Source organism: Amycolatopsis sp. NPDC024027 (assembly GCF_040638975.1).
Classification (GTDB): Bacteria; Actinomycetota; Actinomycetes; order Mycobacteriales; family Pseudonocardiaceae; genus Amycolatopsis.
The window spans coordinates 161701-188558 of sequence record NZ_JBEZYY010000015.1 but is presented as its reverse complement, the minus strand read 5'-3'; the positions used below and the strand labels follow the sequence as shown (position 1 = coordinate 188558).

General features: G+C 71.6%; 28 protein-coding genes. 14 read left to right on the top strand and 14 right to left on the bottom strand.

Annotated features, from left to right (window positions below):
• The first annotated feature begins 1 nt into the window (after position 1).
• The gene (locus AB0F52_RS32205) at positions 2-619 is read left to right on the top strand and encodes a TetR/AcrR family transcriptional regulator (protein WP_360179257.1); all 618 of its coding nucleotides are present in this window, start codon (positions 2-4) and stop codon (positions 617-619) included.
• On the opposite strand, the gene AB0F52_RS32200 is transcribed toward AB0F52_RS32205, so the two are convergent.
• Positions 576-1541: a helix-turn-helix domain-containing protein gene (locus tag AB0F52_RS32200; protein WP_360179255.1), complete on the bottom strand. Its 966-nt coding sequence runs from the start codon at positions 1539-1541 to the stop codon at positions 576-578. The two genes, AB0F52_RS32205 and AB0F52_RS32200, sit on opposite strands and share 44 nt — an antisense overlap.
• Positions 1542-1584: 43 nt before the next feature.
• Between AB0F52_RS32200 and AB0F52_RS32195 the strand changes: the two genes are divergently transcribed.
• From AB0F52_RS32195 to AB0F52_RS32165, 7 genes are all read left to right on the top strand, one after another.
• Positions 1585-1974 (top strand): cupin domain-containing protein, encoded by a 390-nt coding sequence (locus AB0F52_RS32195; protein ID WP_360179253.1) that lies wholly within the window; start codon positions 1585-1587, stop codon positions 1972-1974.
• A gap of 10 nt (positions 1975-1984) precedes the next feature.
• Positions 1985-2560, top strand: a complete 576-nt coding sequence (locus AB0F52_RS32190) for a GNAT family N-acetyltransferase (protein ID WP_360179251.1) — start codon at positions 1985-1987, stop codon at positions 2558-2560.
• A gap of 32 nt (positions 2561-2592) precedes the next feature.
• The gene (locus AB0F52_RS32185; RefSeq protein ID WP_360179249.1) at positions 2593-3096 is read left to right on the top strand and encodes a helix-turn-helix domain-containing protein; all 504 of its coding nucleotides are present in this window, start codon (positions 2593-2595) and stop codon (positions 3094-3096) included.
• A gap of 69 nt (positions 3097-3165) precedes the next feature.
• Positions 3166-3657 carry an SRPBCC family protein gene (locus AB0F52_RS32180; RefSeq protein ID WP_360179247.1) on the top strand — a complete coding sequence of 164 codons (492 nt, stop codon included), beginning with the start codon at positions 3166-3168 and terminating at the stop codon, positions 3655-3657.
• Positions 3654-4679 (top strand): LLM class flavin-dependent oxidoreductase, encoded by a 1026-nt coding sequence (locus AB0F52_RS32175; protein WP_360179245.1) that lies wholly within the window; start codon positions 3654-3656, stop codon positions 4677-4679. The genes AB0F52_RS32180 and AB0F52_RS32175 overlap by 4 nt, the downstream gene beginning before the upstream one ends.
• Before the next feature lie 11 nt (positions 4680-4690).
• Positions 4691-7021: a molybdopterin-dependent oxidoreductase gene (locus tag AB0F52_RS32170; RefSeq protein ID WP_360179243.1), complete on the top strand. Its 2331-nt coding sequence runs from the start codon at positions 4691-4693 to the stop codon at positions 7019-7021.
• Between the two features lie 7 nt (positions 7022-7028).
• Entirely contained in the window at positions 7029-8135 is a 1107-nt protein-coding gene (locus AB0F52_RS32165; RefSeq protein ID WP_360179241.1) for an epoxide hydrolase family protein, read from the top strand.
• Here the strand turns inward: AB0F52_RS32165 and AB0F52_RS32160 are convergent.
• Positions 8132-9655 (bottom strand): AMP-binding protein, encoded by a 1524-nt coding sequence (locus AB0F52_RS32160; RefSeq protein ID WP_360179239.1) that lies wholly within the window; start codon positions 9653-9655, stop codon positions 8132-8134. The genes AB0F52_RS32165 and AB0F52_RS32160 overlap by 4 nt on opposite strands.
• 60 nt (positions 9656-9715) lie before the next feature.
• Here AB0F52_RS32160 and AB0F52_RS32155 point away from each other — a divergent pair, with 60 nt between their 5' ends.
• Complete coding sequence (locus AB0F52_RS32155) at positions 9716-10564, top strand: hypothetical protein (protein WP_360179407.1); 849 nt, start codon at positions 9716-9718, stop codon at positions 10562-10564.
• A 40-nt stretch (positions 10565-10604) separates the two neighbouring features.
• On the opposite strand, the gene AB0F52_RS32150 is transcribed toward AB0F52_RS32155, so the two are convergent.
• Genes AB0F52_RS32150 through AB0F52_RS32130 form a run of 5 tightly spaced genes read right to left on the bottom strand, consistent with a single transcriptional unit; the run spans position 10605 to position 15279 of the window.
• Positions 10605-11453 (bottom strand): LLM class F420-dependent oxidoreductase, encoded by an 849-nt coding sequence (locus tag AB0F52_RS32150; protein WP_360179237.1) that lies wholly within the window; start codon positions 11451-11453, stop codon positions 10605-10607.
• Positions 11454-11498: 45 nt separating this feature from the next.
• On the bottom strand, positions 11499-12188 hold the full coding sequence (locus AB0F52_RS32145) for a TetR/AcrR family transcriptional regulator (RefSeq protein WP_360179235.1): 690 nt from the start codon (positions 12186-12188) through the stop codon (positions 11499-11501).
• Positions 12189-12217: 29 nt separating this feature from the next.
• Positions 12218-13144: a phosphotransferase gene (locus AB0F52_RS32140; RefSeq protein WP_360179233.1), complete on the bottom strand. Its 927-nt coding sequence runs from the start codon at positions 13142-13144 to the stop codon at positions 12218-12220.
• A gap of 11 nt (positions 13145-13155) precedes the next feature.
• Entirely contained in the window at positions 13156-14337 is a 1182-nt protein-coding gene (locus tag AB0F52_RS32135; protein ID WP_360179231.1) for a histidinol-phosphate transaminase, read from the bottom strand.
• A gap of 33 nt (positions 14338-14370) precedes the next feature.
• Positions 14371-15279, bottom strand: coding sequence for a hypothetical protein (locus AB0F52_RS32130; RefSeq protein WP_360179229.1), 909 nt, complete (start codon positions 15277-15279; stop codon positions 14371-14373).
• A gap of 211 nt (positions 15280-15490) precedes the next feature.
• Here AB0F52_RS32130 and AB0F52_RS32125 point away from each other — a divergent pair, with 211 nt between their 5' ends.
• From AB0F52_RS32125 to AB0F52_RS32115, 3 genes are all read left to right on the top strand, one after another.
• Positions 15491-15790 (top strand): hypothetical protein, encoded by a 300-nt coding sequence (locus AB0F52_RS32125; RefSeq protein ID WP_034284548.1) that lies wholly within the window; start codon positions 15491-15493, stop codon positions 15788-15790.
• A gap of 177 nt (positions 15791-15967) precedes the next feature.
• A complete protein-coding gene (locus tag AB0F52_RS32120; protein WP_360179227.1) occupies positions 15968-16537 on the top strand; it encodes a dihydropteroate synthase in 570 nt (189 codons plus the stop codon).
• A complete protein-coding gene (locus tag AB0F52_RS32115; protein WP_360179405.1) occupies positions 16534-17271 on the top strand; it encodes a dihydrofolate reductase family protein in 738 nt (245 codons plus the stop codon). The genes AB0F52_RS32120 and AB0F52_RS32115 overlap by 4 nt, the downstream gene beginning before the upstream one ends.
• Positions 17272-17278: 7 nt before the next feature.
• Here AB0F52_RS32115 and AB0F52_RS32110 read toward each other — a convergent pair whose 3' ends face one another.
• From AB0F52_RS32110 to AB0F52_RS32090, 5 genes are all read right to left on the bottom strand, one after another.
• Complete coding sequence (locus tag AB0F52_RS32110; RefSeq protein WP_360179225.1) at positions 17279-17755, bottom strand: hypothetical protein; 477 nt, start codon at positions 17753-17755, stop codon at positions 17279-17281.
• Positions 17756-18055: 300 nt separating this feature from the next.
• Positions 18056-18457: an NUDIX hydrolase gene (locus AB0F52_RS32105; protein ID WP_360179223.1), complete on the bottom strand. Its 402-nt coding sequence runs from the start codon at positions 18455-18457 to the stop codon at positions 18056-18058.
• Positions 18458-18472: 15 nt separating this feature from the next.
• A complete protein-coding gene (locus AB0F52_RS32100) occupies positions 18473-20143 on the bottom strand; it encodes a hypothetical protein (RefSeq protein ID WP_360179221.1) in 1671 nt (556 codons plus the stop codon).
• Positions 20144-20219: 76 nt separating this feature from the next.
• Positions 20220-20585: a VOC family protein gene (locus AB0F52_RS32095; protein WP_360179219.1), complete on the bottom strand. Its 366-nt coding sequence runs from the start codon at positions 20583-20585 to the stop codon at positions 20220-20222.
• Positions 20586-20615: 30 nt separating this feature from the next.
• Positions 20616-21041 (bottom strand): hypothetical protein, encoded by a 426-nt coding sequence (locus AB0F52_RS32090; RefSeq protein ID WP_360179217.1) that lies wholly within the window; start codon positions 21039-21041, stop codon positions 20616-20618.
• A 1007-nt stretch (positions 21042-22048) separates the two neighbouring features.
• On the opposite strand from AB0F52_RS32090, the gene AB0F52_RS32085 reads away from it, so the two are divergent.
• A complete protein-coding gene (locus tag AB0F52_RS32085) occupies positions 22049-22207 on the top strand; it encodes a hypothetical protein (protein ID WP_199191289.1) in 159 nt (52 codons plus the stop codon).
• Between the two features lie 93 nt (positions 22208-22300).
• Positions 22301-24910 (top strand): CHAT domain-containing tetratricopeptide repeat protein, encoded by a 2610-nt coding sequence (locus AB0F52_RS32080; protein WP_360179215.1) that lies wholly within the window; start codon positions 22301-22303, stop codon positions 24908-24910.
• A 6-nt stretch (positions 24911-24916) separates the two neighbouring features.
• On the opposite strand, the gene AB0F52_RS32075 is transcribed toward AB0F52_RS32080, so the two are convergent.
• Both AB0F52_RS32075 and AB0F52_RS32070 read right to left on the bottom strand, forming a co-directional pair.
• The gene (locus AB0F52_RS32075; RefSeq protein WP_360179213.1) at positions 24917-25882 is read right to left on the bottom strand and encodes an aldo/keto reductase; all 966 of its coding nucleotides are present in this window, start codon (positions 25880-25882) and stop codon (positions 24917-24919) included.
• Position 25883: 1 nt separating this feature from the next.
• On the bottom strand, positions 25884-26669 hold the full coding sequence (locus AB0F52_RS32070) for an SDR family oxidoreductase (protein WP_360179211.1): 786 nt from the start codon (positions 26667-26669) through the stop codon (positions 25884-25886).
• Between the last annotated feature and the right edge of the window lie 189 nt (positions 26670-26858).

The following is a 26858-nucleotide window of genomic DNA, read 5'->3' as shown; positions in this document are numbered from 1 at the left end:
CATGCCGAAGCAGCGTGACGTCCAGGCGCAGCGAGAGCTGCTGTCGAACGCGACCTGGGAGGTGCTCGCCGCCGACGGCCTGCCGGGGCTGACCCTGCGCGCGGTCGCCGAGCGCGCCGGCTGCACCACCGGCCTGGTGATGCACGCGTTCCCGACGAAGAAAGCGTTGCTGCTGCACGCACGTGACCTGCTGTACGCCCGCACGGCGGTCCGCGCGGACGCGGCCGAAGCGGCGGCCGCGGACGCGTCGGGCGCGCTCGCGGCGGTGCTGGGCCAGGCGGTGGACCTCCCGCACGGCCACCACGAGGAATCCCGGGTCTGGGTGGGCTTCCTGGCGGCGGCCCTGGCCGACGACGACCTGGCCGAGCGCCACCGGGCGGCGAACCGTTCGTTCCTGGCCCGCGTCCACCGGCTGGTGGCGGCCTGCCGTCCGGAGTGGACGGACGAGCGGCTCGAGCTGACGACGAAGAGCCTGGTGGCGTTGGTGGAGGGGATGAACGTCCTGGCCGCGGCCGACCCGAAGACCTACCCGGCGCGGCTGCAGCGGGACGCGCTGGCCGAGGCGCTCGCGGCGATCACGCCGCCGGGCCGAAGCGGCGGCGGTAAGCACTCGGGCTGAGACCCGTGTGACGCCGTAACTGCGCCCGCAGGTTGGCCGCCGTTCCGAAGCCGCTCAACGCCGCCACTCGGTCCAACCGCAGCTCGCCGCGCTCGATCAAGCGGCACGCCAACGTCACCCGTTCCGTCGTCAGCCACGCCAGTGGTGTCGTGCCCAGCTCGGCGCGGAACTTGCGGTGCAGCGTCGCCGGGCTGGTCGCCGCGCGCGTGGCCAGGTCCGTGATCGTCAACGGCGTGTCCAGCCGCTCGAGGGCCCACGCCAGGACCGGGGCCAGCGAGGTGTCCGGCACCGCGGGCACCGGGCGCGCGATGAACTGCCGCTGGCCGCCGTCGCGGTGGCCGGTGAACACCAGGCGGCGGCTCACCGCGTTGACGACTTCGGCGCCGTGGTCGCGCTGGATGATGTGGAGACCCAGGTCGAGCGAGGCCGCGCTGCCCGCCGCCGTCAGGACGTTGCCCTCGTCGATGAACAGCACGTCCGGTTCCCACCGCACCCGCGGGAACTTCGCGGCCAGCGAAGCCGCCCACTGCCAGTGGGTGGTCGCCCGCTTGCCGTCCAGCACGCCGGCCTCGGCGAGGGCGAACGCTCCCGTGCAGAAGCTCACCAGGCGGGCGCCGCGGCCGGCCGCCCGGCGGGTCGCCGCGATGATCGCCGGGTCCGTCGGGACGCCGGTGTTCGGGCGGGCCGGGACGATCAGGGTGTCCGCCGTGTCGGCCGCCTCGAGACCGGCGACGCCGGACAGGGTGAACATGCCGAGGTTCATCCGGACGTCCGGCGTCGCCGCGCAGAGCGTGAAGTCGTACCAGGGCCGGTCGAGTTCGGGGCGGCGAAGGCCGAACAGCTCGGTCGCCACGCCCATCTCGAACGGGTTCGACTCTTCGGTGACGATCGCGACGACCCGGTGCGAGAATTCTTGCGGCATGTGCGATTCCTAGCACTCCCCGGCCGCCGGAGCCAGGCCGAGGATGGTCGGCATGAACCCGATCGACCTCAACGAAGTCCTCGCGAGCTTCGACGCCGCTTGGAGCCCGCGCATCGTCACCCGCGTCAACGACTACGACATCCGCCTCGCGCGGTTCGACGGCGAGCACGTCTGGCACGTCCACGAGAACACCGACGAGTTCTTCCTCGTCCTCGACGGCGAGATCGAGATCGGCCTGCGTGACCCCGCGGAACGGGTGGTCACGCTCGGCCGCGGGCAGGTCTTCGTGGTCCCGAAGGGGACGTTCCACAAGCCGTCGTCGAAGGCGGGGGCGAGTGTGCTGCTCGTCGAGCCGGCGGGGACGCTCTCGGTCGGCGACGTGCACGACGAGGTCCCCGGCCACGTCGACGTCACGACGGGTCACCTGGTCTAACGTCGGGAACATGGTGACTGTCGTACCCGTCGATCAGGCGTCCTGGGCGGACCTGCAGGCGATCTTCGGCGACCGCGGCGATCCCGCGCGCTGCCGGTGCCAGTACTTCAAGGACACGCCCGCCGAGTGGCGGTCGGGTACCGCCGAAGAACGCGCCGAGCGGCTCCGCGATCAAACCGCCGACCACGCGACCGGGCTCGTCGCCTACCTCGACGGCGAGCCCGCCGGCTGGTGCGCGGTCGAACCCCGCACGGCTTACCGCCGCCTTCTCGGCAGCCGGCTGGTCTGGGCCGGTCGCGACGAGGACAAGGCGGACGACGGCGTCTGGGCGGTCACCTGCTTCGTCACGCGCAAGGGCTTCCGGCGTCAAGGGGTGAGTGCGGCCCTGGCGAAGGCGGCGGCGGACTTCGCCCGTGAACGAGGCGCCCGGGCGGTCGAGGGCTACCCGATGCTCGTCGAGCCGGGGCAGCAGCTCGCCTGGCCCGGCGAACTGTTCGTCGGCAGTCGCGGGATCTTCGCCGACGCCGGTTTCACCGAGGTCAGCCGCCCGACCGCGCGGCGGGTCGTCATGCGGCTGACCTGCTGAGTCTTTTTCCGGAACGGCGTACTCTCGGCCGCATGAAACGGACATCGTTCGCGCAGTGGCCGTGCTCGATCGCGCGCACCATGGATCTGCTCGGCGACTGGTGGACCCCGCTGGTGCTGCGGGACGCCTTCTACGGCGTGCGCCGCTTCGACGAGTTCCAGCAGGCTCTCGGCATCGCGCGCAACACCCTCGCCGACCGGCTCAAGCGGCTGGTCGACGAGGGCCTGCTGGAAAAGGTGCCGTACCAGACCGAGCCGGTGCGCTACGACTACGTGCTCACCGAAAAGGGTCGCGACTTCTACCCCGTGCTGCTCGCGATGACTCGCTGGGGCGACAAGTGGCTCGCGAGCGAGGCCGGTCCGCCGATCACCGTGCACCACCTCGCCTGCGGGCACGGCACGCACGCCGAAATCGTCTGCGCCGACTGCCGCGAACCGATGACCCCGGACGACACGCGGATGCGCCGCGGCCCCGGCTTCCCGCCGCGGCTGGCGCAGCGCCCGGACGTCGAGGAGCGGTTCGCCCGGCAAGAGTGACGTTGACAGGGTAGGTCTATCTACGCAACTATCGTGGTCAGCAGCCTTGGGAAAGGGAGTGCGACCACGATGGAGTGGACGGGTGCGCGGTACGCCGACCTGCCGACGGCCGAGGTCTCGACCTGGATCGACGCCGCCCCCGAGGACGTCTGGCCGGTCGTCTCGGACATCTCGCTGATGCCCGAGACGAGCGCGGAACTCCAGTCCGTCGAGTGGTGCGAGGAAGGCCGCAAGTTCCTCGGCCGCAGCAAGCACGACGCGTTCGGCGAGTGGGAGACGACCTCGTACGTCGTGGAGTGCGAAGCGCCGCGCGTCTTCGCCTGGGCCGTGCAGGATCCCGACGAGCCCAGCGCCGTCTGGAAGTTCACCCTCGAGCCGGACAACGGCGGCACGCGCCTGAGCCAGTGGATGCGGATGGGGCCCGGCCGGTCCGGGCTGTCGTTCGCGATCGACCGGATGCCGGAGAAGGAACAGAAGATCGTCTTCGTCCGCATGCGGGAGTTCGAGACGGCGATGCGGGCCAACCTCGCCGCGATCAAGGCCCGGATCGAAAACCGATGAGGACCGCGACCACCGTCGAGTTCTCCACGGACACCCGCACCACGCTGGACTTCGTGCTGGAAGCGGAGAAACTCGGCCTCGACGTCTGCTGGGTGGCCGAAGCCTGGGGCTCGGACGCGCCGTCGGCGCTCGGCTACCTCGCCGCCCGCACCGACCGGATCCGGCTGGGCTCGGGCATCATCCAGCTGGGCACGCGAACGCCGGTCGCGATCGCGCAGGCCGCGCTCACCCTCGCCGACCTCTCCGGCGGCCGGTTCGCGCTCGGCCTCGGCCCGTCCGGGCCGCAGGTGGTCGAAGGGCTGCACGGCGTCCCGTTCGCGAAGCCGCTGACGCGGATGCGCGAGACCGTCGAGATCATCCGGCAAGCTTTCGCGGGGGAGAAGATTTCGTTCTCCGGCAACGCCTTCGAGATCCCGCTGCCCGGTGAAGCCCGCCCGATGCGGCTGTCCACCGCGCCGAACCCGGACATCCCGATCTACCTGGCGACGCTGTCGCCGAAGCTCCTGGAGCTCACCGGCGAGGTCGCGGACGGCTGGCTCGGGACCAGCTTCGTGCCCGAAGGCGCCGACGCCTACTTCGACCACCTCGACGCCGGGCTCGCGAAGGCGGGCAGGCAGCGTAAGGACATCGACGTCTGCCAAGGCGCCGAAGTCGCGTTCGCGGACAACGAAGCCGAACTGCGCGCTTTGGTCGGCAGCCGCAAGAAGGAACTGGCCTTCAGCCTCGGCGGGATGGGCTCGGCCAGCACGAACTTCTACAACAACGCCTACAGCCGCCAGGGCTGGGCGGACGTCGCCGCCGAGGTGCGCGAGCGCTGGCAGGCCGGGGACCGCGACGGCGCCGCCGCGCTCGTCACCGACGAAATGGTGCTCGGCACGACGTTGATCGGCACCGAAGAGATGGTGCGGAAACGTTTGCGCGTCTGGCGTGACGCCGGCATCGACACCGTCCGGCTCTACCCGGCCGGCGAAACGCTCGAAGCGCGGTTGACGACGCTGGGTCGCGCGCTCGACCTGCTGTGAAGGGGACCGCCATGGGCGAGTGGCAGCGCACCGCGTGCAGCCTCTGCTACCTCAACTGCGGGCTGGAGGTGCAGCTCGACGGCCGGAAGATCACCCGCGTCCGCGGCGACAAGGCGCACCCGCGCTCGGGTGGTTACCTCTGCCAGAAGGCGCAGCGCCTGACCTTCTACGGCGACCACGAAGACCGCCTGACGACGCCGCTGCGCCGCCGTCCCGACGGCACGCACGAGCCGATCGGCTGGGACACCGCGCTCACCGAGATCGCGGCCAAGCTGCACGCGATCCGGGACGCCGACACCGCGGCCGGGCGGCCCGGCTCGTTCGCCTACGTCGGCGGCGGTGGCCAGGGCAACCACTCCGGCGGCGCGTACGGCACGTCGCTGCTGAAGTGGATGAACTCGACGCGGCACTTCAACGCGCTGTCGCAGGAGAAGACCGGCGACTTCTGGGTCAACGGGCAGCTGTTCGGCTCGGCCCTCGTGCACACCGCCGAGGACGTCGAGCACTGCGACCTGCTCGTCGTGCTCGGCTGCAACCCCTGGCAGGCGCACGGGTTCAGCAACGCCCGGCAGGCGCTCAACACGCTCAAGAACGACCCCGGCCGGCGGATGATCGTGCTCGATCCGCGGCGCACTGAGACCGCGGAGATGGCCGATCTGCACCTCCCGCTGCGCCCCGGCACCGACGCCTACCTGCTGGGCGCGATCCTGGCGCTGCTGCTCGAACGGGGTGCCGCCGACGAGCGGTTCCTCGCGGAGCGGACCGAAGGGTTCGACGAGGTCGCCGCCGTGCTGGCGAAAGTGCCGGTGGACGCGTGGATCGCGCACGCCGAAGTGTCCCGTGTGGACGTCGAGCGGGCCGTCGACCTGATGTGCGCGGCCAAGGCGATGACCGTGCGCGTCGAGCTGGGCATCCAGCAGGGCCGGCACTCGACGCTCAACAGCTACCTCGAGAAGCTGCTGTACCTGCTCACCGGGCACTTCGGCCGGCGCGGCACGAACAACCTGCACTCGTGGCTGCTGCCGCTGTGGGGCGCGGCGACCGGACAGCGCTCCGAGATCACCGGCTTCGAGTACATCGGCGGGCTGCTGCCGGCGAACACCCTCGCCGAGGAGGTGCTCGCCGACCACCCGAACCACGTCCGCGCGGTGTGGGTGGAGTCGTCGAACCCGGCCAACACCTTCGCCGGGACGCGGGACGTCGAGCGCGCCCTGGAGGCCGCGGAGCTGTCCGTGGTCGTCGACGTCGCCTACACCGAGACGGCCGCGCTGGCGGACTACGTGCTGCCCGCGGCGTCCCAGCACGAGAAGTGGGAGTTCACGCTCTTCACCTTCGAGTGGCCGACGAACTACTTCCAGCTGCGACGGCCGTTGCTGGATCCGCTGCCGGGCACGCTCGTCGAAGCCGAAATCTACGCGCGGCTCTTCGACGCGCTCGGCGTGCTGCCGCCGTCCGGCGTGCTCGCCGAACTGGCCGCCGGGCCGCGTTCCGAGCTGCAGGCGGGGATCGGCGCGCTGGTCCAGGCGATGCCGGAGCGCGCGGCGATCCTGCCGGTGCTGCTCTACCGCACCCTGGGCGCATCGCTGCCCGACGGCGCGGCGTCGATCGCGCCGCTCTGGGCGGGCTGCCACCGCGCGGCGAAGACGATGACCGTGCCGGTGCAGCGCGCGCTGGGCAGCTCGGCCACCGGTCCGCGGCTCGGGGAGGAGCTCTTCGAGCGGGTCTTGGCCGGTCCGACGCCGTTTTCGGCGCACGAGCAGGACGAAGTGTGGAGCCTGCTGCGCCGCCCGCGGATCCGGCTGGCGGTACCGGAGCTGCTGGACTGGCTGGCCGCGCTGGACCCGGCCGCCGAACGGCCCGACCCGGCGTTCCCGTTTTCGCTGGTCAACGGGCAGCGGCGGGTGCACAACGCGAACCAGATCCTGCGTGACCCGCGCTGGCGCCGCACGGATCCGGACGGCGCCCTGCGCGCGCGTCCCGAAGAACTGGCGTCGATCGGCGCTTCCCCGGGCGACTGGGTGGCCGTCGTGACGCCGGCGGGCCGGGTGGTCGTCCGCGCCGAGGCCGACCCCGCGATGCGGCCGGGCCAGCTCGCGTTGCCGCACGGCTACGGGATGGCCCACCCGGACGCCGACGGCCGCCGGGTGGTCGGCGGCCCGCGGATCAACCTCCTGACGGACGCGCTGGACCGCGACCCGATCGCGGGCACGCCGCACCACAAGGACGTCCCGGCGCGCCTGGAACCCGCGACCGAAGAGGAGCGGGCGCGGGCGGAGGCGGACAGCGCGCGCGTCCGCGAAACCCTCGCGAGCGGCCGGGCCGGACGGTTCGCCGGTTTATAGTGCCGGCGTGATCACGCCGTTCCGGATCGAGGTCCCCGAGGCCGACCTCGACGACCTGCGCGCACGGCTGCGGCGGACGCGCTGGCCCGAGGCCGGACCCGGGGACGACTGGAGCCAGGGGACGCCGCTGGGGTACCTGCGCCCGCTGTGCGAGTACTGGGCGGAGGCGTACGACTGGCGTCGCACGGAAGCGCGGCTGAACCGGTTTCCGCAGTACCGCACCGAAATCGACGGGCTCGGCGTCCACTTCCTGCACGTGCGCTCACCGGACCCGGCCGCGCTGCCGCTGATCCTCACGCACGGCTGGCCCGGCTCGTTCGTCGAGTTCACCAAGGTGATCGAGCCGCTGTCCGAGGAGTTCCACCTGGTGATCCCGTCGCTGCCGGGCTACGGCTTCAGCGACAAGCCGTCGTCGGCGGGCTGGGGCATCGAGCGGATCGCGGCGGCGTGGGCTTCGCTGATGGCCCGGCTCGGCTACTCGCGATACGGCGCACAGGGTGGCGACTGGGGGACGTCGATCACGACGTCGCTGGCCCAGCAGGACGCGGCGCACCTGGCGGGCATCCACCTGAACCCGCCGATCGCGGCACCGGACCCGGGGACGTTCGACGATCTGACGGCGTCCGAGCGGGCCGCGCTGGCGGCGTTGGAGCACGCGCAGCGCTGGGAAGACGGGTATTCGGTGCTGCAGTCGACCCGTCCGCAGACGATCGGCTACAGCCTCCTCGACTCCCCGGTGGGACTGTGCGGCTGGCTGGTGGAAAAGTTCCACGCCTGGTCCGACGGCTTCCCGTTCACCCGCGACGAGCTGCTGGACGACATCACGCTGTACTGGCTCACCGGCACGGCGGCGTCGTCGGCCCGGCTGTACTGGGAAAGCATCCGCAAGGTGCAGAAGTGGTTCTCGGAGGCGACGGACGACACGGTGGACGTGCCGACGGGCTGTTCGATCTTCCCGGCGGAGATGCCGAGGCCGTCGCGCCGCTGGGCGGCTCGGAGGTACACCGACATCCGGCACTGGAACGAGCTCGACCGGGGCGGCCACTTCGCGGCGTACGAGCAGCCTGAGCTGTTCGCCGAGGAGGTGCGGACGTTCTTCCGGCTGGTCCGCTAGTTGACCTGCCGCGACTGACCCTGCCAGAACGGCTCCCGGAGCTTGAACTTCTGGATCTTGCCCGTCGCCGTCCGGGGCAGCTCCGCCAGGAACTCGATCCGCTTCGGGCACTTGTACCCCGCCAGGTACCCGCGGCAGTGCTGGATCAGCTCCTCGGCCGTGACGTCCCCGTCGACCACGACCAGCGCCGTCACCAGCTCGCCCCACTTCCGGTCCGGGATGCCGATCACCGCGGCCTCGCGGATCGCCGGGTGCGAGTTCAGCGCGTCCTCGACCTCGATCGACGACACGTTCTCGCCGCCCGAGATGATCACGTCCTTCTTGCGGTCCGCGATCGTCAGGTAGCCGTCCTCGAACGCGCCGCCGTCGCCCGTGTGGAACCAGCCGCCCTCCTGGACGCGGGCCGTCTCCTCCGGGTTCTCCCAGTAGCCGTCGAGGTTGTGGTTCGACTGGGCGAGCACCTCGCCGTCGGTGTCCACGGCGATCCGGACGCCCAGCGCCGGTGTTCCCGCGCGGCCCAGCAGCCGGGCCTGCTCGTGCGGGTCGAGATCCGCCCACTCGCTGCGCATCCGGTTGACCGTCAGCAGCGGTGCGGTCTCGGTGAGCCCGTAGATCTGGATGAACTCCCAGCCCAGCTCCGCCCGGACCCGCTCGATCGTGCGCGTCGGCGGCGGTGCGCCGGCGACGACGATCCGGACGCGGTCGCGGCCGGGGATCTCGCCCGTCCAGGTCGCGGCGCCGTCCAACGCCGCCGTGACCACCGCGGGTGCCGCACAGAGGATCGTCACGCCGTGCTCGTCGATACGCCGCAGGATTTCGGTGCCGTCGACCTTCCGCAGCACGATGTGCCGCCCGCCGAGGCCGGTCACCGCGTACGGCATCCCCCAGCCGTTGCAGTGGAACATCGGCAGGGTGTGCAGCAGGACGTCGTGGTCGCTCAACGTCGTGTGCAGGCCGAAGACGGCGGCGTTCAGCCAGATGTTGCGGTGGGTGAGCTGCACGCCCTTCGGCCGGGCGGTCGTCCCCGACGTGTAGTTGATGGTGGCGGTGGCCGTCTCGTCGCCGGCCCAGGGCCGGGGCGTCCCGTCGCCACCCCAGATGGCGTCGTCGTCGCGGCCGATGACGAACACGTGCTTCGCCGTCACCGTGTCCAGCAGGTGCGCCAGCTCCGGGTCGACGATCAGCACCTCCGCCCCGGAGTGCTCCACTATGTACTTGACCTCGGCGGGCGCCAGCCGGAAGTTCACCGGCACCAGGACCCGGCCCCAGCCGGACACGCCGAAGAACGACACCAGCAGCCGCGCGGCGTTGTGCGACACCATCGCCACGCGCCCGCCGGCCGGCACGCCCAGCGCGTCGAGGTTGGCGGCTTGCGCGCGGGCCCGGCGCGCCACCTCGCGGTAGGTGAGCGAACCCCAGCTCGGCGCGGGCTGGTCCGGCTCGTCGACCACCGCGACGCGGTCCGGGTACACCGTTTCCGCGCGGTCGAGGAAGTCCCGGACACCCAGATCGAAGAACATCCCCCGATGATGACTCTTCCTGGGTGCCCGCACCAGTCCGATGTGGTTCGCTGGACCACGATGGACTTCGACACGGTGGCCGGCGAACTCTACGGGGGCGACCTCGCGGAGTTCGTCAGCGCGCGCAACGCGGCGGTGAAGGCGGCGAAGGCCGAGGGAGATGCCGAGCTCGCGAAGCGGATCCAGCAGCTTCGCAAGCCGACCACGGCCGCGGCGATCGTCAACGGCCTGGCCGGGGACGACTCCGCTCAGCTCCGCGAGCTGGCCGAGCTCGGCGCCGAACTGCGGGACGCGCACACGCGCCTGGCCGGCGACGAGCTGCGCGCGCTGACCCGGCGCCGCGGCGAGCTGGTGCGGCGGATCCTCCACGAGCTGCCGTCGATGAGCGACACGGTGACCCGCGAGGTGGAGGCGACCCTGGAGGCCGTCGCGGCCGAGCCGGACACCGCCGCGCTGGCGCTGGCCGGCCGGCTGACGTCGGTCGCGCACCAGGACACCGACCAGTGGTTCAGCCTCGCCGCGAGCGTCCCGCCCGTCACCGGGAAGCGCTCGGAGAAGCTGGTGGACAAGGCCGAACCGGCCCGGCCGAAACGGGACCACCGGCGCGAAGAGCGTCAACAGCGCGAAGAGGAAGAGGAGCGGAAGCGGGTCCGCGCCGAACGCGAGCGCCTGCGCAAGGAAGCCGCCGAGCGTGACAAGGAACGCGCGGTGGCCGAGCGCGACCTGGTCCGCACCGAGCGCGCGGCCGAGCAGGCCACGGCCCGCGTCGACGACCTACGTGAGCGCCTGGCCGAAGCCGAGGAACGCGCCGGCCGGGCGACGGCGGAGTTCGAGACGGCGAAAGCGGCCTTCGACGAAGCCGACGAGGCCGCCGCCGCCGCGCGGAAAGCCGCTGACGCCGCCCGCTGAGCCGTGCCGGCGTGCGAGTGCGCCCGGCCTGCCCGGCTGATCAGAGCAGCACTTCCGCGAGCCGCCGCTGGTTCGCCAGCTCCGCCTCGGGGGACGCGCCGAGCACCTGCACCGCCACGTGGTCGGCACCGGCGTCCACATGGGACAGCAGCCCCTTGGCGACGGTCTCCGGCGTGCCGTGCAGGACGAGGTCGTCGATCAGGCGGTCGCTGCCGCCGCCGGCGACGTCGGCCTCGGTGTACCCGTGGCGCAGCAGGTTGTTCACGTAGTTGCGCAAGCCCAGGTACGGGGTCCGGACGTACGGCCGCCCGATGGCGCGCGCGGCCACCGGGTCGTCGTCCACGACCACCTTGTGCTCCGGCGCCAGCAGCTTGCCCGCGCCCAGGATCGCCCGCGCGTGCCGGGTGTGCGTGACCGGCACGAGGTACGGGTGCGCGCCCGCGCTGCGCTCGGCGGCCAGCTTCAGCACGCGGTCGCCGAGCGCGGCGAGCACCCGGGCCTCGGCCGGGACACCGGCCGCGTCGAGCCGGTCGAGGTAGTCGACCATCTTGGCGTACGGGCTGCGGTATTCGGTGACCGACTCGGGGTGGCCGACGCCGACCCCGAGCAGCAAGCGCTTTCCGTAGCGGTCCGCGAGCCGGTGGTAGGACGCGGCGAGCGTCTCCGGCTCGTCGACCCACATGTTGACGATCGCCGTCGCCACGGTGATCCGCTCGGTGGCGGCCAGGATCTGCTCGACGAGCGCGAGGTCGCCGACCGAGTTGCGGCCGGTGCCCAGCCACACCGCGCCGTACCCCAGCCCGTCCGCCGCGATCGCCTGTTCCTTGCGGGTCACGTCGTCGCGGTGCGGGGCCAGGAACACGCCGAACCTGCTTGATACATTTGTCATACCGAGCAATGTAGCAAATGTAGCGACCGCTGTCAGCCGGCACCGTCAGGCGGCGAGCCGGTGCAGCCACTCCCGCAGCATCAGGCGCTCGGTGGCGGTCAAGGCGCCCGCGTCGCCCTCGATGGCGGTCGACAAAGCGACAGCCAGGGCGCTCACGGACGAACCTTCGGCGGGCCGCTCGGCGAGCAGGCCGGCCAGTACCGCCTCCCTGACCTGCGCGGACATCGTCAGGTCGCGGCGGTCTTCGGGCTGGGCGATGAGGCTGAGCGTGACGCCGCTGTTGGCCGCCGCGAACTGCCGCGCGGCCTCCGCCGCCTCGACGCGCAGGCGGCCGTCGCGCGCCAGCGGCGTGAAGAGTTCCAGCAGCATCGCTTCGGCGCTCGACGTGAGGTTGCACGGCACGCCCGGCTCGATCTGGCCGTAGAGCAGCACGTAGAACGCGGGGTGCTCCAGGCCGTACTCGACGTGCCGGTCCCAGCCCGCCCGGATCCGCTCCACCGGATCCCCGCCGGGCTCCGGAGGCTGGACGTACTGGGTGAAGCCGTAGTTGACGACCGCGTCGAGCAGGCCCTGCTTGCTGCCGAAGTGGTGGTACAGCGTGGGGGCCTGCACGCCGGCGCGCTCGCAGATCGCCCGCGTCGAGACCGGCCCGTCGCCGGCCTCGTGCAGGAGCTGGCCGGCGGCCATGAGCAGGCGGTCGCGGGTGCTGGTGGCGTTGCTCGATCGTCCGGCCATGTAGCAATTGTAACGCCGGTTTGTAGCGATCAGCGCAGCCGCTGCTGGACCCGCCGGAGCCCGGCGAAGGCGGCCAGCACGTCCGGGTCGGTCGTGGCCGCGGCCGGGCGGACCGACCGGTAGCCGTCCAGGAGCGCCTCCTTCAGCTCTTCGCGGTGCGGCAGGTGCGCGAGGGCGGCGCAGGCGACGGCGAGGTCGTAGGCGTAGTGCCCGTACCCGCAGTCGTCGAAGTCGATCGCGTGCACCCGGCCGCGGTGCAGCAGGTAGTTGTCCTGGTGGAGGTCGCCGTGCACCAGGCCGAAGACGTCGGAGCCGAAGCCCAGCTCGGTCCGCACCGCGCGGACGCGCGCCACCGCTCTGCGGATCCGTTCGTCGCCGCCGGCCGCCGCGACGGCCCGCTCGACGACCGCCGGGGAGAAGCCGTCCACCTGCGTGCGCCCGAACTCCGTCAGGTCGTCGACGCGGCGGCGGTCGAGACCGTTCATCCGCGCGCCGTGCAGGTGCAGCCGGGCGGTGAACTCGCCCACCGCGTACAGCTGCGGCGCGCTGAGCCGCTCGTCGAGGAACCGGCCCTCGACCCAGTGGCAGAGCACGCAGGTGCGGGGCTCGGGCACGGCCGGGTCGGCGACCACGGTGACCAGGTCCCGCGCGCGCGTCGGCACCGGCTGCGGGACGACGAGGTCGGTTTCGCGGCGCAGCTTGGCCAGCCAGGCCATCTCGGCCCGGACCTGCGCGACACCGGGGCCGTCCGGCCGCTGCACCCGCAGCACGTACCGGTGGCCGTCCGCGCCGTCGACGCGGAACGCCGTGTTCTGCCCGTGGGCCAGCGGGGTCAGGCGAGCCACGGGCACGGCGTAGGCGGTCAACGCCGCTTCGGCGAGCCGGCGCAGACGGCGCGTCCGGCCGGCGCGGTCGAGCTCGGCGAACGGCCGGGTGTTCGCCTGGAAGTCGGCCATCGCCCAGGTGTTCAGCTGATCGACCGTTCCGGCTCGCGGGAGTGCGAGACCAGCTCGATGGCCGGCGTCGTGTGCCGCCCGCCGCCGAGCCGCTCCACGCCGCGCAGTCCTTCGACCAGCCGCTCGACCTCGGTGTCCGGCCGCACCCCGAAGCGCATGAACTGGCTGGTCATGCCGATCTTGTTGCCGCACTGGCGCACCAGCAGGTGGTGCTCGGCGAGGAGGTAGTCGCACAGCTCGGCGCCGTCGACCGATGCGGGCAGCTTGACGAGCAGGAAGTTCGCCTGCGACGGAAACACGGTCAGTTCCGCGAACTGCCCGAGCTGCGAATGCATCATGAACCGGTCGAGCGCGAGCTTCTTGAGGCTGTCCTCGTACTCGGCGCGGTGGTCGGCGAGCATGAAGATCACGGTCTCGGCGAGCGAGTTCAGGTTCCACTTCGGCAGCGCGGCCGACAGCTTGCGGGTCAGCGCGGGGTTCGAGACCTGGTAGCCGAACCGGATCCCGTGCAGCCCGAAGTTCTTGCCGAGGCTCTTCAGCACGATCACGTTCGGCCGGACGACGGCTTCGGCGGCCACGGATGGGTTCCGCTCGACCTCGACGAAGTCGATGAAGGACTCGTCGATCACCACCAGGTCGAGGTCTTCGAGGGCGTCCATGAATCGGATCACCTCGCGGCGCGGCAGGTACCCGCCGTCGGGGTTGTTCGGGTTGCACAGCACCGCCACCCGGGAGCCGCGGCGCTTGATGAAGTCGATGTACTCGTCCACCCGCAGCTCGAAGTTGTCCGCTTCCTTGAGCAGGAACATGTCGACGCGCTTGCCGGTTTCCATCGGCTGGTCGGTCCAGCGGCCGAACGTCGGGATCGGCACCGCGATGCTGGAATCGATCAGCAGCTGGTCGATCCAGGTGATCAGCTCGGTGGAGCCGTTGGCCAGCGAGATCGTCGACGGGTTGAGCCGCAGCACGCTCGCCAGCTGCGCGGTGATCGCCGCGGAGTCGCTCGGGTAGAACTTGAGGATCGTGCGGAGGTTCCGTTCGAGCTCACCGAACATCTCGTCGGTGGGGAAGTAGGGGTTGCAGGGGATGCAGAAGTCCGCGAGGTCGTCCGCGTGCTGCCCCATCGCCCTGGCCACGGAGAAGAACGACGGGCTGTGGGCCTTGTTCTGCTGAAAAAGGCCATGGGTGGTCATACCGTGCCGCACGCGTGTTCTCCGTCCGCCGTTTTACCGGCCCCTTGCCTTCCCGTTGAGGACACGTACGAATCGGACGGCCGGTTCAATGCCGGACAACGCGTGGATCCCGGTGCCCGCCAGAACCGCGGCGGCCAGGGCGGACAGCAGCATCAGCGGCAGCGGGGCGGCCAGGGGGTCGATGCCGGTGAACGACTCGACGCCGATCACGGCGGTGAGCACGGCGTCGGCGGCGACGGCCGTCTGGACGACGCGCAGCCGGTGCGCTTCGGAATGGCCGGTGAACCGCAGGATCCAGGCCAGCGCGGGCAGCACCAGGATCGCGTGCATGGCGACCGCGTGCAGCGGCTTCAGGGAGCCGGCGGTGGTGTAGGCCAGCTGCGGGTCACCACCGCGGGCCGCGACGACCCCGCGCCCGATCATCACCGCGCCGGTGGCCAGCGCGACCAGCAGCATGGCCAGGCCGGCGCGGACGGCCAGGCGCAGGCTCGGCGCGGCCGGGCCCGGCTCGACGAGCGCGGTGGCCGTGAAGCCGATGACGGTCAGGACGAGCACGCCGCCGCCCGCGGCGAGGGTCATCGAGACGAAGCTGTCGAACGACGTCTCGAAGTTGAAGTGCGACGGCACCCCGCGCCACGCCTGCATGCTGACCAGCGCGACTTCGGCGACACTCGCCGCGGTGAACGCGCCGAGCAGGACGTTGCGCAGCCGGGGGCGCAGGGTGAGGAACGACGTCGCCCAGGCGACCGACGCGAGCGTCAGCCCGAACGACAGGCCGAACGTGACGGCCTTGCGCATCGACAGCGGGCCCAGCCACGAGCCGCCGGTGGCGATGAGCACGAGAGCGTGCGCGACACCGCTGAGGAACAGCGCCGAGCCGACGGCGTAGGCGACGCGCTCGGCTCGCCGCCCGTCGGACCAGATCCGGGTCAGTGCGTTCATACCCGGAGTGTCGCGGCCCCGGTGGGGTCGCCGCGTCGGCCCGGCGGCGGCTCCGTGACGTACGACGACGGGCGTACGGCAATCGGCGAGTATGTCGAAAAAGTGCCGGTAAAGGAATTCCATGGTTCTTGACGGAATATTAACGAAAGGCGTGTCCGGAGCCACTCGCCAGGCGGATGCGGTGCGGACGAGAGCGTTCTACTCTGCAAACATGTACATCGCACTGCTGACCTATACGGCGCCCGAAACAGAAGTCGACTACGCGCTGCCCGATCATTCGGAGTGGTTGCGTAAACAATTCACAAAGGGACTCTTCCTGGTTTCCGGAAAGGGCAACGGCGCGGCCGACCACGTGATCCTGACCCGCCCGGTGCTGCGCGGCAAGCTCGACGCCGTGCTCGCCAGCGACCCGTTCGTGGTCCGGCGGCTCGCGCGCTACGACGTCATCGAGTTCACCGCCACGCGCACCTGCCAGGAGCTGCTGGCGATCAACGAGGCCATCGCCTCCTGAGGAGAGGTTCTTCGGGGGGTTCCGGGTGGCGGAGCCCCCGGCCCGGGGCGAAGCCCCGGATGTCACAGCAATCAAGGTCGGGTGGCCCGGCGACGAAGCCCCGCCACCTGACGGCGAAGAAAGCTCACCTGCCGGACCTCGCTTATGATCGCGAAGACGTCCAGCAGGGAGAGTGCGATGAAGACCCCCGACCTCGTCTTCCGGGGCCGCCGGTTGAGCAGCGACCGCGCGCTGGTGCTGGCCGCGGCCGAGTCGATCCCCGAGGCCCGTGACGCCGTCGCCGACGGCGCCGATCTCGTGAGCTTCCCCGGATCCGAGTCCCTCGTCGAGGCGGCACGGGCGGCCTTTCCCGGCCTCGTCATCGGGGTGGACACCGCGGATCCGTCGGTCGCCGCGGCCTGCTGCGAAGCGGGCGCCGACCTGATCCTGGCGCGCGCGGACCTGGCCGACGTCGCGGCCCGGTACGGCGCGGGTTACGCCGCTCCCTCGATCCCTTCCACGGCCGGTTTGTCCGTTGTCATGGACATCGGGGTGTTCCGGACGCCGTTGCCGCCGGGAGACGTGCCCGTGCTGGCTTCGGTGGCCGGCGACGGAACGCCCGGCGGCCTGGCGCGGACGGCGGTCGCGGCCTCGGCCGGCGTGGCGATCATCCGCACCAAGCACGTCCGCCAGGTGCGCCACGTGGCGGAGATGGCGGCGAGCATCGCGGGCACCCGCCCGCCGGCGAAGGCGGTCCGATGGGAGTGATCCGTCAGGTCTGGCCGTCCTCGCGCGAGCTCGCCACGGACGACCTCGAGCGGCTGTACAGCTACCCGGCGGACCCCCGTTGGCTGGCGGTGAACTTCGTGTCGAGCACGGACGGCGCGATCGCGGTCGAGGGCCGGTCGGGTGGCCTGTCGACCCCGGCGGACCGGATCGTCTACCGCCTCGGCAACGACCTCGCGGACGTCGTCCTGGTGGGCGCCGGGACGGCGGTGGCGGAGGGCTTCGAGGGCATGCGCCCCGACGCCGCCACAGCCGAACGCCGCCGCCGGTTCGGCCTGGCCCCGATCGCCCCGGTGGCGGTGGTGACGACCGGCCGTTCCCTGCCGCCGGACGCCCCGGTGATCACCAGGGCGGCGGTCCCGACCCTGGTGTTCACCTCCGCGGCCGCGCCTTCGGCGTTGCGCGAGGCGTGGGCGGCGCACGGCGCCCGGGTGTTCGTGGCGGGGGAGCCGGCGGTGTCGGCCGAGCGGGTGGTGTCGACGTTGGTGTCGGAGGGGCTGGGCCGCATCGATTGCGAAGGCGGGCCGAGGTTGTTCGGCTCGCTGATCGAGGCGGGTGTGGTCGACGAGTTCCGGTTGACGGTGGCGCCGTTCTTGGTGGCGGGAACGTCGAGCCGGGCTTCTCTCGGCGCGGCGGTCGATCCGGCCGAGCTGGAGCTGGCCTCGGTGCTCACCGATGGCGCCAGCGTCCTGCTGAGGTACCTGGCACTTCGCTAGTGCTTCATCAAACAACGTTGGGTAGGTAATCCGGGCGGCGGAGCTTGGAGTTGACGGCGAAGCGGCGTTTGGGGTGGCGGTTGCGCCAGCGCAGGTAGCCGGCGATCGCTGGCTCCTGGGCGTCGTGGTCGGGATAGTCGCTGCCGTCTGACCGGCAAGCCCAGCTCAGTCGGTTTGCAGGCGGCGATGCGGCAGATCTGATCCCGGGCGGCCGGCCCGAACTTAGCCGGTCGGCCGCCGCTCCTTTGGGGACAACGCCGCGAACCCGGGACTCGTTGAACGCGTGGATCGCCTCGCGCACATACCCCTCCGTCGCCGCGAACATCACCGCGATCTCACCCGCGGACCGGCCCTGCGCCGAGGCCCGCACGATCCCGGACCGCCGCAACCGCATCCGATCCCGGGTCGACCTCGTGATCTTGACCAGCCGTTGCGCTTCCTCGGGCTCCAACGACCGCGCGAACACCTCGGGTCGACGCGCCATGGCTCACCTCCAACAGGCAGCCTCGCGGTGACCGGCCCGGACGTCCACGCGACACGGTTACCGCGTCGACGTTGCTTGATACGGCACTAGTTTTGTCGGTCCCTTCCGGTAGTGTGGAATTCGGGGGCTCCCTAGGTGGATTTCCGTTGTGCCACAAGCGAATTCGCCGCTCGAACGCCCGCCGGAGTTCACCCGTTCCAGCGATGACGTTCGCACATTTGTTCGCGTACCGTCGAAGACATGACCACCACCCGAAGACCTCCGCAGCACCGCGATCCGGTGCTGCGCCAAGGAAAAACCCTACCGATCGAGCAGCCGCCGGAAGTGGTCCGGCAGCAGCAGTTCCCGGGCCTCCGCCCGCGTCAGCCACGCGAAGTCGTCGTGCTCCTCAGGGTTGAGCACGACGTCGCCGGCTCCCGCTTCCTCCACCGTGTAAACGAAAGCGTGGATGCGCAACGCCCGTCCCGCCACGTCCGGCCACGCGTCCCGCGCCAGCTCACCGGTGACGCGAACCGTCAACCCGGTCTCCTCCGCCGCTTCGCGCGCCGCGGTGTCCTCGAAGTGCTCGCCTGGCTCGGCCGTGCCGCCGGGCAGTTCCCAGCGGCCCGCGAGGAACACGCCGGGCGCGCGGCGGAGGAACAGCACCCGGTCGCCGCGGGCGATCCAGCAGTAGGCCAGGTGCTTGTGCGCGATCTCCGTCATGCGCGCGATTCTGGCTCAGTTGGTCTTCGACGTCGGCAGGTGGGCGCCCAGGTATCCGACATACACCGTGCCGGTGCGGTCGGTGTCGTCGAGGAAGTGCAGCCGCGGTGCCGGCGACTTGAAGCGCTCCAAGGCGATGTGGGCGCCGAAGTAGTCGCGGCCCGTCGGGTTCGTCCGGGGATCGACGCGAAACGTGCGGGCCTGGCGGAGCCGCTCGTTCGTGGTCACCGTGTCCGACTCGGCCAAGGCGATGATGTTCGCGCTGATCAGCGAACCCGGCTGGCCGGTGCGGGCGAACGCGAGCACGTCCGACAGCTCGGGGCCCGGGTCCTGGCCCGCGTCGAGCAAGGACGTCCGCGCGCCCGCGTAGGCGTCGAGGGTGCGGAGCGCGTCCCACGCCTTGCGGCGCCAGGCGGCGGCTTTGGGGTGGTGGTCGAGGATCGCGGCCGGGGCCGGTTCGGCCGTGATCGCGAGGTGCTTGAGCGAGGCCGACGCGGCGCCGATCAGCTCGGCGAAACTGGGGAACTCCTCCGGCGGCCGCTCGGCGGCGGCGACCTCGTCGTCGGCGTCGTGGTGGCGGGCGAGCCGGCCCGCCAGCAGCCCGTTGACGCGCCTGAGCTCGTCGCGCTCGGCCTCCGTCTCCTCGAACGCCCGCGCGTAGTCGTCCACCTCCGCCTGCAGCTGCGCGAGCTGGTCGCGCAGGCAGGCGACGTCGGTCGCGCACGCTTCCTCGAGGCGGCGGCGGAGCGTCTTCACCTCACAGGCGTGCCGGTCCCGTTCCTCGGCGCGGGCTTTGGCCTTCTTCCGCAGGATGGTGATCACGCCCCGCGCCTCGGCCAGTTCCCGCTCGGCGCGGCCGAGCTTCTCGAGCAGCTCGGCGTCGGGCTCGCGCTCCGGCGAGGCGAACGGATCGGCCTCGTACCAAGCCCGCACGCTCGGCACGTCCGCCCACTCCTCGGGCAGGGGCGTCCGGCCGCGGGTCTGGATGAGCCGGGTGATCGCGCCCTGCAGCGCTTCGCCGGACACCGGGCTTTCACTGACGACGAAATCCGGCAGCTGGTCGCACGGCGGCACGTACAGCCGCGCGCCCTGCGGCAGCGCGCACCCGAGCGGCAGGTGCCGGTTGAGGGTGTGGCGGAAGCGGTCGTCGACATCGAAGACGTTGACCAGGCCCGGCCAGCCCTCGACCGGCACCGTCGGCGGCTCGGTGAGCACCAGCACCGCCGAAGAGCGCCATGGCGCCGCCAGTGCCTCACCCAGCAGGTCGGCCAGGTGGTCGCATTCCTTGCGCGACCAGCCGCGCATCGCCAGCACCGGCGTTTCGATCGGGATCTCGTCGCTGCCGCTGGCGCCCAGCTCCTCCAGCCCGATCCGGTGGGCCGGCGCGTCGTGGCAGCTGCGCCACGGCCGCGTGCAGGCCGCGGTCAGCAGCCACGTCACCCGGTCTTCGCCGGCGCGGTAGCACAGCGAAAGCAATACCTGAACGGAGTAGCGGCCTTCGCTGCCCTCGTACGCGAACTTCAGGTCGCACCGGCGCGAGCCACCGTCGTCGGACGAGCCGAGATCGGTCACCGTGTAGTCGTCCTGCTGCCGCTGGCGGCTGATCAGCCTGCTGCGCAAGGCGTCCAGGGGGCGTTTCCCCTCGGTGGGGACCAGTCCGTGGTGCCAGATCCGGTGCACCCCCACAGGACTCAACTCCGTTCGCCGGGAACAGGACCGCAGCCGAACATAGCGGATCCTGTGACCGCTCGAACGCGGGGCGTCACCCCGTGCGGGTCCAGAGGCAGAACGGGTGCCCGGCCGGATCGAAGCAGACCCGGACGTCGTCCTGCGGCTGGAACTCGGCGACCACCGCGCCGGCCGCGGTCGCCGCCGCCGTCGCCTCCTGGAGGTCGTCGACCTCGATGTCGAGATGCAGCTGCATCTGCTGCGCACCGTCGGCCGGCGGCCACACCGGCGGGACGTGCCCGGTCTCCAGCTGGAACGACAGCCCCGCGCTGCCGTCGTCCGGGCGCAGGGTCACCCATTCCGGTTCGTCGGTGCGGATGGGCCAGCCGAGGAGCTTCGAATAGAACTCGGCGAGCGCACGGGGTTCCGGGGTGCCGAGCACGGTGGAGGTCAGCTTCATGATCGGACTGGTACCCGCGCGGCGGGTTCTCTACCGCGGTCCGGAGGGTCCCGTGTCGAAGTAGGCGATCGGCGGGCCGATGTGCCGCCACGACGTCGTCGCGAACACCGCGGCTCCGGAAAGCGCGAGCAGCGCGGTGACGACGGCCAGGGTGGCGCCGATCCGGGCGTAACCCGGCTGGGTGCGTGCGCCGGCGCAGACGCCGAAGACCAGTGCCAGCACGCTGATCGGCAGCAGCGCGAACCACAGCGCGCCGAGGACCAGCACGAACGCCTGCGTGATCCAGGAGAACACCCACGCGGACACGATCCCCGGCCGGACGATCAGCCAGGCCGCCCAGGTCGCGACCGCGAGCGTCAGGCCGGACGCGCTGACGGCGACCGACGCGATCCCCAGGCCGCGGCCGGGCTGGGTCGTGGTGGTGGTTTCCCCCGCTTCGAGCTCTGGTCCCCCCATGCCGGGAACATCTCCACAGGGCGGTCGCGCGTTACCCGAATGCCTCGGCATCGCGTGGGTTGTTCCCTGGCGCCGACGACGCCACCAAGCTCGTCGCGCGCGTCGAGGGGAACGGGTCGCCGACCTGTGGACCGGCTCGGCTTCGCCGGAATCTCACTGACCGGCGTGGTCTCCTCGACCAGGGGCCCGCGCACCTGGTGACCGCGCTGCTCGCCCAGGACGGCGTGCTCGACCTCGAGCAGCGGGTCGCCCACGACTGGCCGGAGTTCGGCGCCGCAGGCAAGAGCGGGAGCACTGTGCGGGAGCTGCTCGTCTCGCAGCGGCGGGGCACCGCGTCCGGGGACCACGCGCTGGCGATCGGCGCGCTGACCGGCGGCGCCCGAGCTTCGGGAGCTGCCGAACAGCAGGCTGGTCCGGCAGCTGAGCCCGGCTTCGGTGGGCGGCGTGGCGTCGGTGCGCGCCCTGGCCGGCATGTACGCGGTGGCGATCAGCGGGCCGGAGCCGCTCCTGCGTCCGCGCGCGTTCGGCCATGGCGGCGGGGGTCGGCTCACCGGCCTTCGCCGACCACCCACCGGCCTTGCGTCCGGCTACAACCGCCGCCGGTTCGCCGTCCCGGGCGGAGCCACGCCGGAAACCGTCCGCCCGGTCCGCGCGCGCCCGACGGCCCAGCCGTCCACACTGGACACTCCGGTCCGGACCTCCGGCCGATTGTCACGTTCCGCATCCGGAGCAACACGTACCTGCGGGCGGTCCGGGCGAGGTGCCCCCAGGCGCGGGAATGCACGTCCGTAGTGGATGTCGTTACAGACTTCACTCTTTAGGACGTTCCGATCGAGACATCTAGCCTGCTCACGCACCATGGACTGACTTTCCGTAGCGAAAACTCTCCCGATCATTGCTCCGATGTGAAACTATTGGGCCGTTCGCGGGGAGAGGGCCTCGCGACAGGGGGACTCACCGTCACGGCAGCGTCCCTATGAAGATCCCCAGGGGAGAGGAGATCGACCATGTCGACGCCCACGGATGTCAAGCCCGAGGAAGCTCCGGAGCCGGTCGAACCGACCGGGCCCACGGTCCAGTGGACCGACTCGGACGGCAAGATCCACACCGAGCACCCGGTCCACACCGAGTGCGTGGGTGGTTGCTACCAGAAGGTCACGGCCTGAGAGCAACCCGCGTGTTCAACGCCCGCCTGCTGATCTTTGACCGGTAGGCGGGCTTCTTTCTGCCATCGGCTGTGCTGTCATAAGAGGGTGCCTGTGACGAACCTGGACCCCCCGGAAGTCATCGAGTCGGTCCGCGCCCTTCAGCAAGCCGCCGCCGATGCGTCGTGTCTCGGGCGTTTCCACCAGGGGGTCAAGCACCTGCGGCGGGGCATGAGCCTGCTGGACTCGATCCACCCGGTCGCCGACGAGCACCGCACCGACTGGCTGGTCACGCGGATCAAGGTGGCCAGCACCCTGGCCGGGATGTCGTCGGAGATCACGGGAGATGTCGCGGCCGGTCTGGCCGGCCTGGACGACGTGCGGCTGCTCATCAACGCCGTGGCCGACCCGGTTCTGCGCGCCGAGCTGAACGGCGGGTTGAACCACAACTACGCCATGCGCCTCATGACCGTCGGGCGCAACGAGGAGAGTCTCGCCTCCTTCGACGCCTCGCTCGAGCACAAGGAGTTCCTGCTCGCCCGGAGGGGTGATCCGGCGCCGGAGATGCGCGGCTTCGTCGTCACGCTCTACTCGCGCGGCTGGGTGCACACCAAGCTCGGCAACGTGAGCCAGGCCCGCGCGGACTTGAACCGGGCGCTGGAGCTTTCGGAAAAATACGAATTACGGGGAGAGGCCGCCGATGTCCGGCGCATCCTCGGGACCTTGTCGCTGCGGACCGGCGATGTGCCGGAGGCTCTGCGGCTGTACGAGGAGAGCGAGCGGGTGTATCGCGCGCTGGACCTCGAGGCGCCCGCCCTCCTTTCGATGGAACAGGCCCAAGCCCTGCTGACCGCCGGGCTGGCCGACGAGGCGGGAAGCCACCTCGACGACCTGATCGCCCGGATGAGCGCAGAACCCAGCATCGCCAACCACCTCGGCAACGCGGAGCTGCTGCGTGCTTCGGCCGCCCTGCTGAACGACGACATCGAATTCGCCCGGCAGACGGCCGCTTCCGCTCGCCGGCTCCTGCTGCGCGTGGGCTGCCAGACCTGTGTGGCCAACGCGACCGTCCTCGGCTTGCACGCCGACGTGCGCGAGGCGGTGGCGAAGGGGACGCCGCCCTCCGCGCTGCCGGTGCGGGCCCTGCGGACCGCGGACAAGATGCAGCTTCCCCGCCTGGCCGAGCAGGCCGCCACCGCGCGGATGCTCGCCGTGCGGCTGGACATCCGGCGCGGCAACCTCAAGCGGGCCGTCGAAACCCTGCAAAAGGTCCCGCGCCCCGGCCAGCTGACCCCCATCGACTACCGGATGCTCCGGCGGCTCTGCCGGGCCGAACTCGCCGTGGCCCAGGGCGACCGGGTCAAGGCGCTCACCGAGATCCGGTCGGGGCTCACCGAACTGGACGCCGTCCGGGATCGGATGGGTGGGCTGGACCTCGTCTCCGGGACCGCTCTGCACGGGCAGGAACTCGCCGATCTCGCCGTCAAGCTGGTGCTCGAGCGCCACGATGCCCGGCGGCTGTTCGTCTGGCTCGAACGGACCCGGGCCCAGACCTACCGCTACGAACCCCTCTCCGCCGGGACCGATCCCGAACTGGCCGCGCGCGTGGCCGAGGTGCGAGGGCTCGGGCAGGCCATCCAGGAGGCCCAGCACGACGGGCACCCCATCGCCGGCCTGCGGGCGAAGTACAACGAACGGCTGCGGGAAGCCCAGCGGCTCGGCTGGCACACCGGGCGGTGGGGCCGGCCGCGGCCCGTTGCCGGGCTCGCCGAGGTCGTGGCGCGGCTCGGTGAGCGGGCCATGGTCAGCTTCGCCGCTTCCGGGGACGAGCTGGTCGCCGTCGTCGTGGCCGGGGGTGACTGCCGGCTCGTGCGGCTCGGGTCCGCCGGGGCCGCCGCCGAGTCCGCGCGCGTGCTGAACGTCGACCTCGATGCCCTCGCTCCCGACAACCTGCCCGAACGGCTGGCCGAGGTCGTCATGACCTCGGCGCACAAGCAGGCCGACAAGCTCGACGTCCAGCTCATCCAGCCCCTCGCCGACCTCATCGGCGATCGCGACCTGGTCATCGTCCCGACCGGGCCCCTCTACGCCGTTCCGTGGGGCGTGCTGCCCGGCCTGCGGGGGCGGCCCACCGTCGTCGCGCCGTCGGCGACCGCCTGGCTCGCCGCCGAGCTGACGAAGTCGTCGCGGGCGCGCAAGATCGTGCTCGTCCGCGGGCCCGGGCTGGCCGGCGCCCGCGGTGAGCTCGAGAAGCTCACCACGCACTACCGGACCGCGACGACCATGACCGGTGCCAAGGCCACCGTGAAGTCCGTGCTGCGCGCGATGGACGGCGCCAAGCTCGCGCACTTCGCCGCGCACGGCGCGCACGAGCCGGAAAACGCGTTGTTCTCCCGGCTCGAACTCGCCGACGGCGCCCTGTTCGGCCACGAGATGGCCGGGCTGCGGCAACCGCCGCGGCAGGTGGTGTTCGCCGCGTGCGAGCTCGCGATGAACCGGATCCGGCCCGGCGACGAAGCCCTCGGCTTCGCCAGCGCGCTGCTGGCCAGCGGCTCCCGGACGGTGATCGCGCCGCTCTCGCGCGTCGGCGACCTCGCCTCGGCCGCCGCGATGGACGACTACTACCGGGCGCTGGCCGTCCGGGACAGCCCGGCGCTCGCGCTGGCCGACGCGATCGCCGTCGACCCGTTCCGCCGCCCGTTCGTCTGCCTCGGCGCCGGGTAAGACCGGCTAGGGCAACTGGGCCGGCGGTGACCACACCAGCCGCGGGTCGGTCTGGACGAAGCTGCCGAGCAGCTGGTCGATCCGGGTCAGCACGTCGAGGTCGAGCCGGACGCCGGCGGCCTTGGCGTTCTCCGTGACCTGCTCCGGCGTGCTCGCGCCGGTCACCGCCGAGGCGACCGTCTCGTGCTGCAACGTCCACGCCAGCGCGAGCTGGGCCATCGTCAGGCCGGCGTCGTCCGCGACGCCACGCAGCAGCTCCACCCGCTCCAGCAGCTCCGGCATGAGCAACGGCCGGGTGTGCGACGGCCCGGCCGCGCGCGAACCCGCCGGGATCCGGCCGTCCCGGTACTTGCCGGTCAGCACGCCCTGGGCGAGCGGCACCGAGGCGAACTGCCCGACGCCGATCCGCGCGCCCACCGGCATCACCTGCGCCTCGGGCACCCGCCACAGCATCGAGTAGTGCGGCTGGTTGGCGATCAGCGGCACGTCGTACCGCGCGGCGGCCTCGTGGGCCTGCAGCAGCTGTTCGGCCGTCCACTCCGACGTCCCGGCGTACCGGATCTTCCCCTGGCGCACCAGGTCCGAGAGCGCGAGGAACGTCTCCGCGACCGGGGTGCGGTAGTCGAAGCGCAGCAGCTGGTAGACGTCGACGTAGTCGGTGCGCAGCCGCCGCAGCGAGCCTTCCAGGGACGCGATCACGTGCTTGCGGCTCAACCCCGCGTCGTTCGGGCCCGGCCCTTCCGGCCAGAACACGCCGGTGCACAGGACGAGGTCGTCGCGGCGCACGCCGGCGAACGCCGCGCCGAACGCCGCCTCCGCGCCGCCGCCGTCCCACGCCGCCGCGGTGTGGAACGTCGTGACGCCGGCGTCCAGCGCCGCGGCGACGCAGCCGGGTGCGCCGTGCGTCAGCCAGTTGCCGTAGGCGATCTCGCTGACGGCGAGCCCGCTCGCGCCGACCCTGCGGTACTCCACTTCAGCCTCCCACGGCCATCTCGTCGATCCACGCGTCGACCGCGCCGGCCTTGCGGGCGAAGGACTCCCGCACCGATTCGTGCGGCAGGATCAGGAATTCCTCTTCGCCGAGCCCGCGCACGACGGCTTCGGCGACGTCCTCGGGGTCGAGGAGCGGCGCCGCCGCGGCGATGGCCAGCGCGGCCGGGTGGCCGGCGGCGATCCCGGGTTCCAGCAGCGCCGTCCGGACGCCGAGCGGGCACAGCGCGCTGACCCGCACCCCGCGTGGCCGGTAGGTGATCGCCAGCCACTCGGCGAGGCCCACCGCCGCGTGCTTGGTGACCGAGTACGGCGCGTCGCCCGGGATGCCGAGCAGGCCGGCGCCCGACGCCGTGATCAGCAGGTAGCCGTCGCCGCGGGCCAGCATCGCGGGCAGCACGACCTGCGCGGCGTGGACGTGCTGCATGACGTTGATCTCCCAGGACTTCTGCCACTGTTCGTCGGCCGCGTGCACGCCGGTGCCGAACGCGGCACCCGCGTTGGCGCAGAACAGGTCGACCGGGCCGAACTCGGCGCGAGCCGTCGCGACCAGAGCTTTCAGGTCCTTTTTGGACGTCGCGTCGGCGGCCACCGCGACGGCCCGCCCGCCCGCCGCCGCGATCTCCGCCGCCACCCGGGCGGCGCCCGCGGCGTCCACGTCGGACACGACCACCCCGGCCGCGCCTTCCGCGGCGAAGCGGCGGGCCATCGCGGCCCCGATTCCGTGTGCCGCGCCGGTCAGCGCGACCACGCGTCCAGTCAGTTCCACGCGGGCTCCAGATATTTCAGCTTCGAATTGTCACTTGTGTGCGGGAAATATATTCGGCGGTTGCGATGCGGGTGATAAAAGTCCTGGTCAGGGCCATGATCGTGCGTTGTTCCACAGTTTTGCACGTTAGCATGACTATTGCGTTTCCGGTGCCTCGTGCGTTATTCCTGAAGATCGCCACAGCCCGCG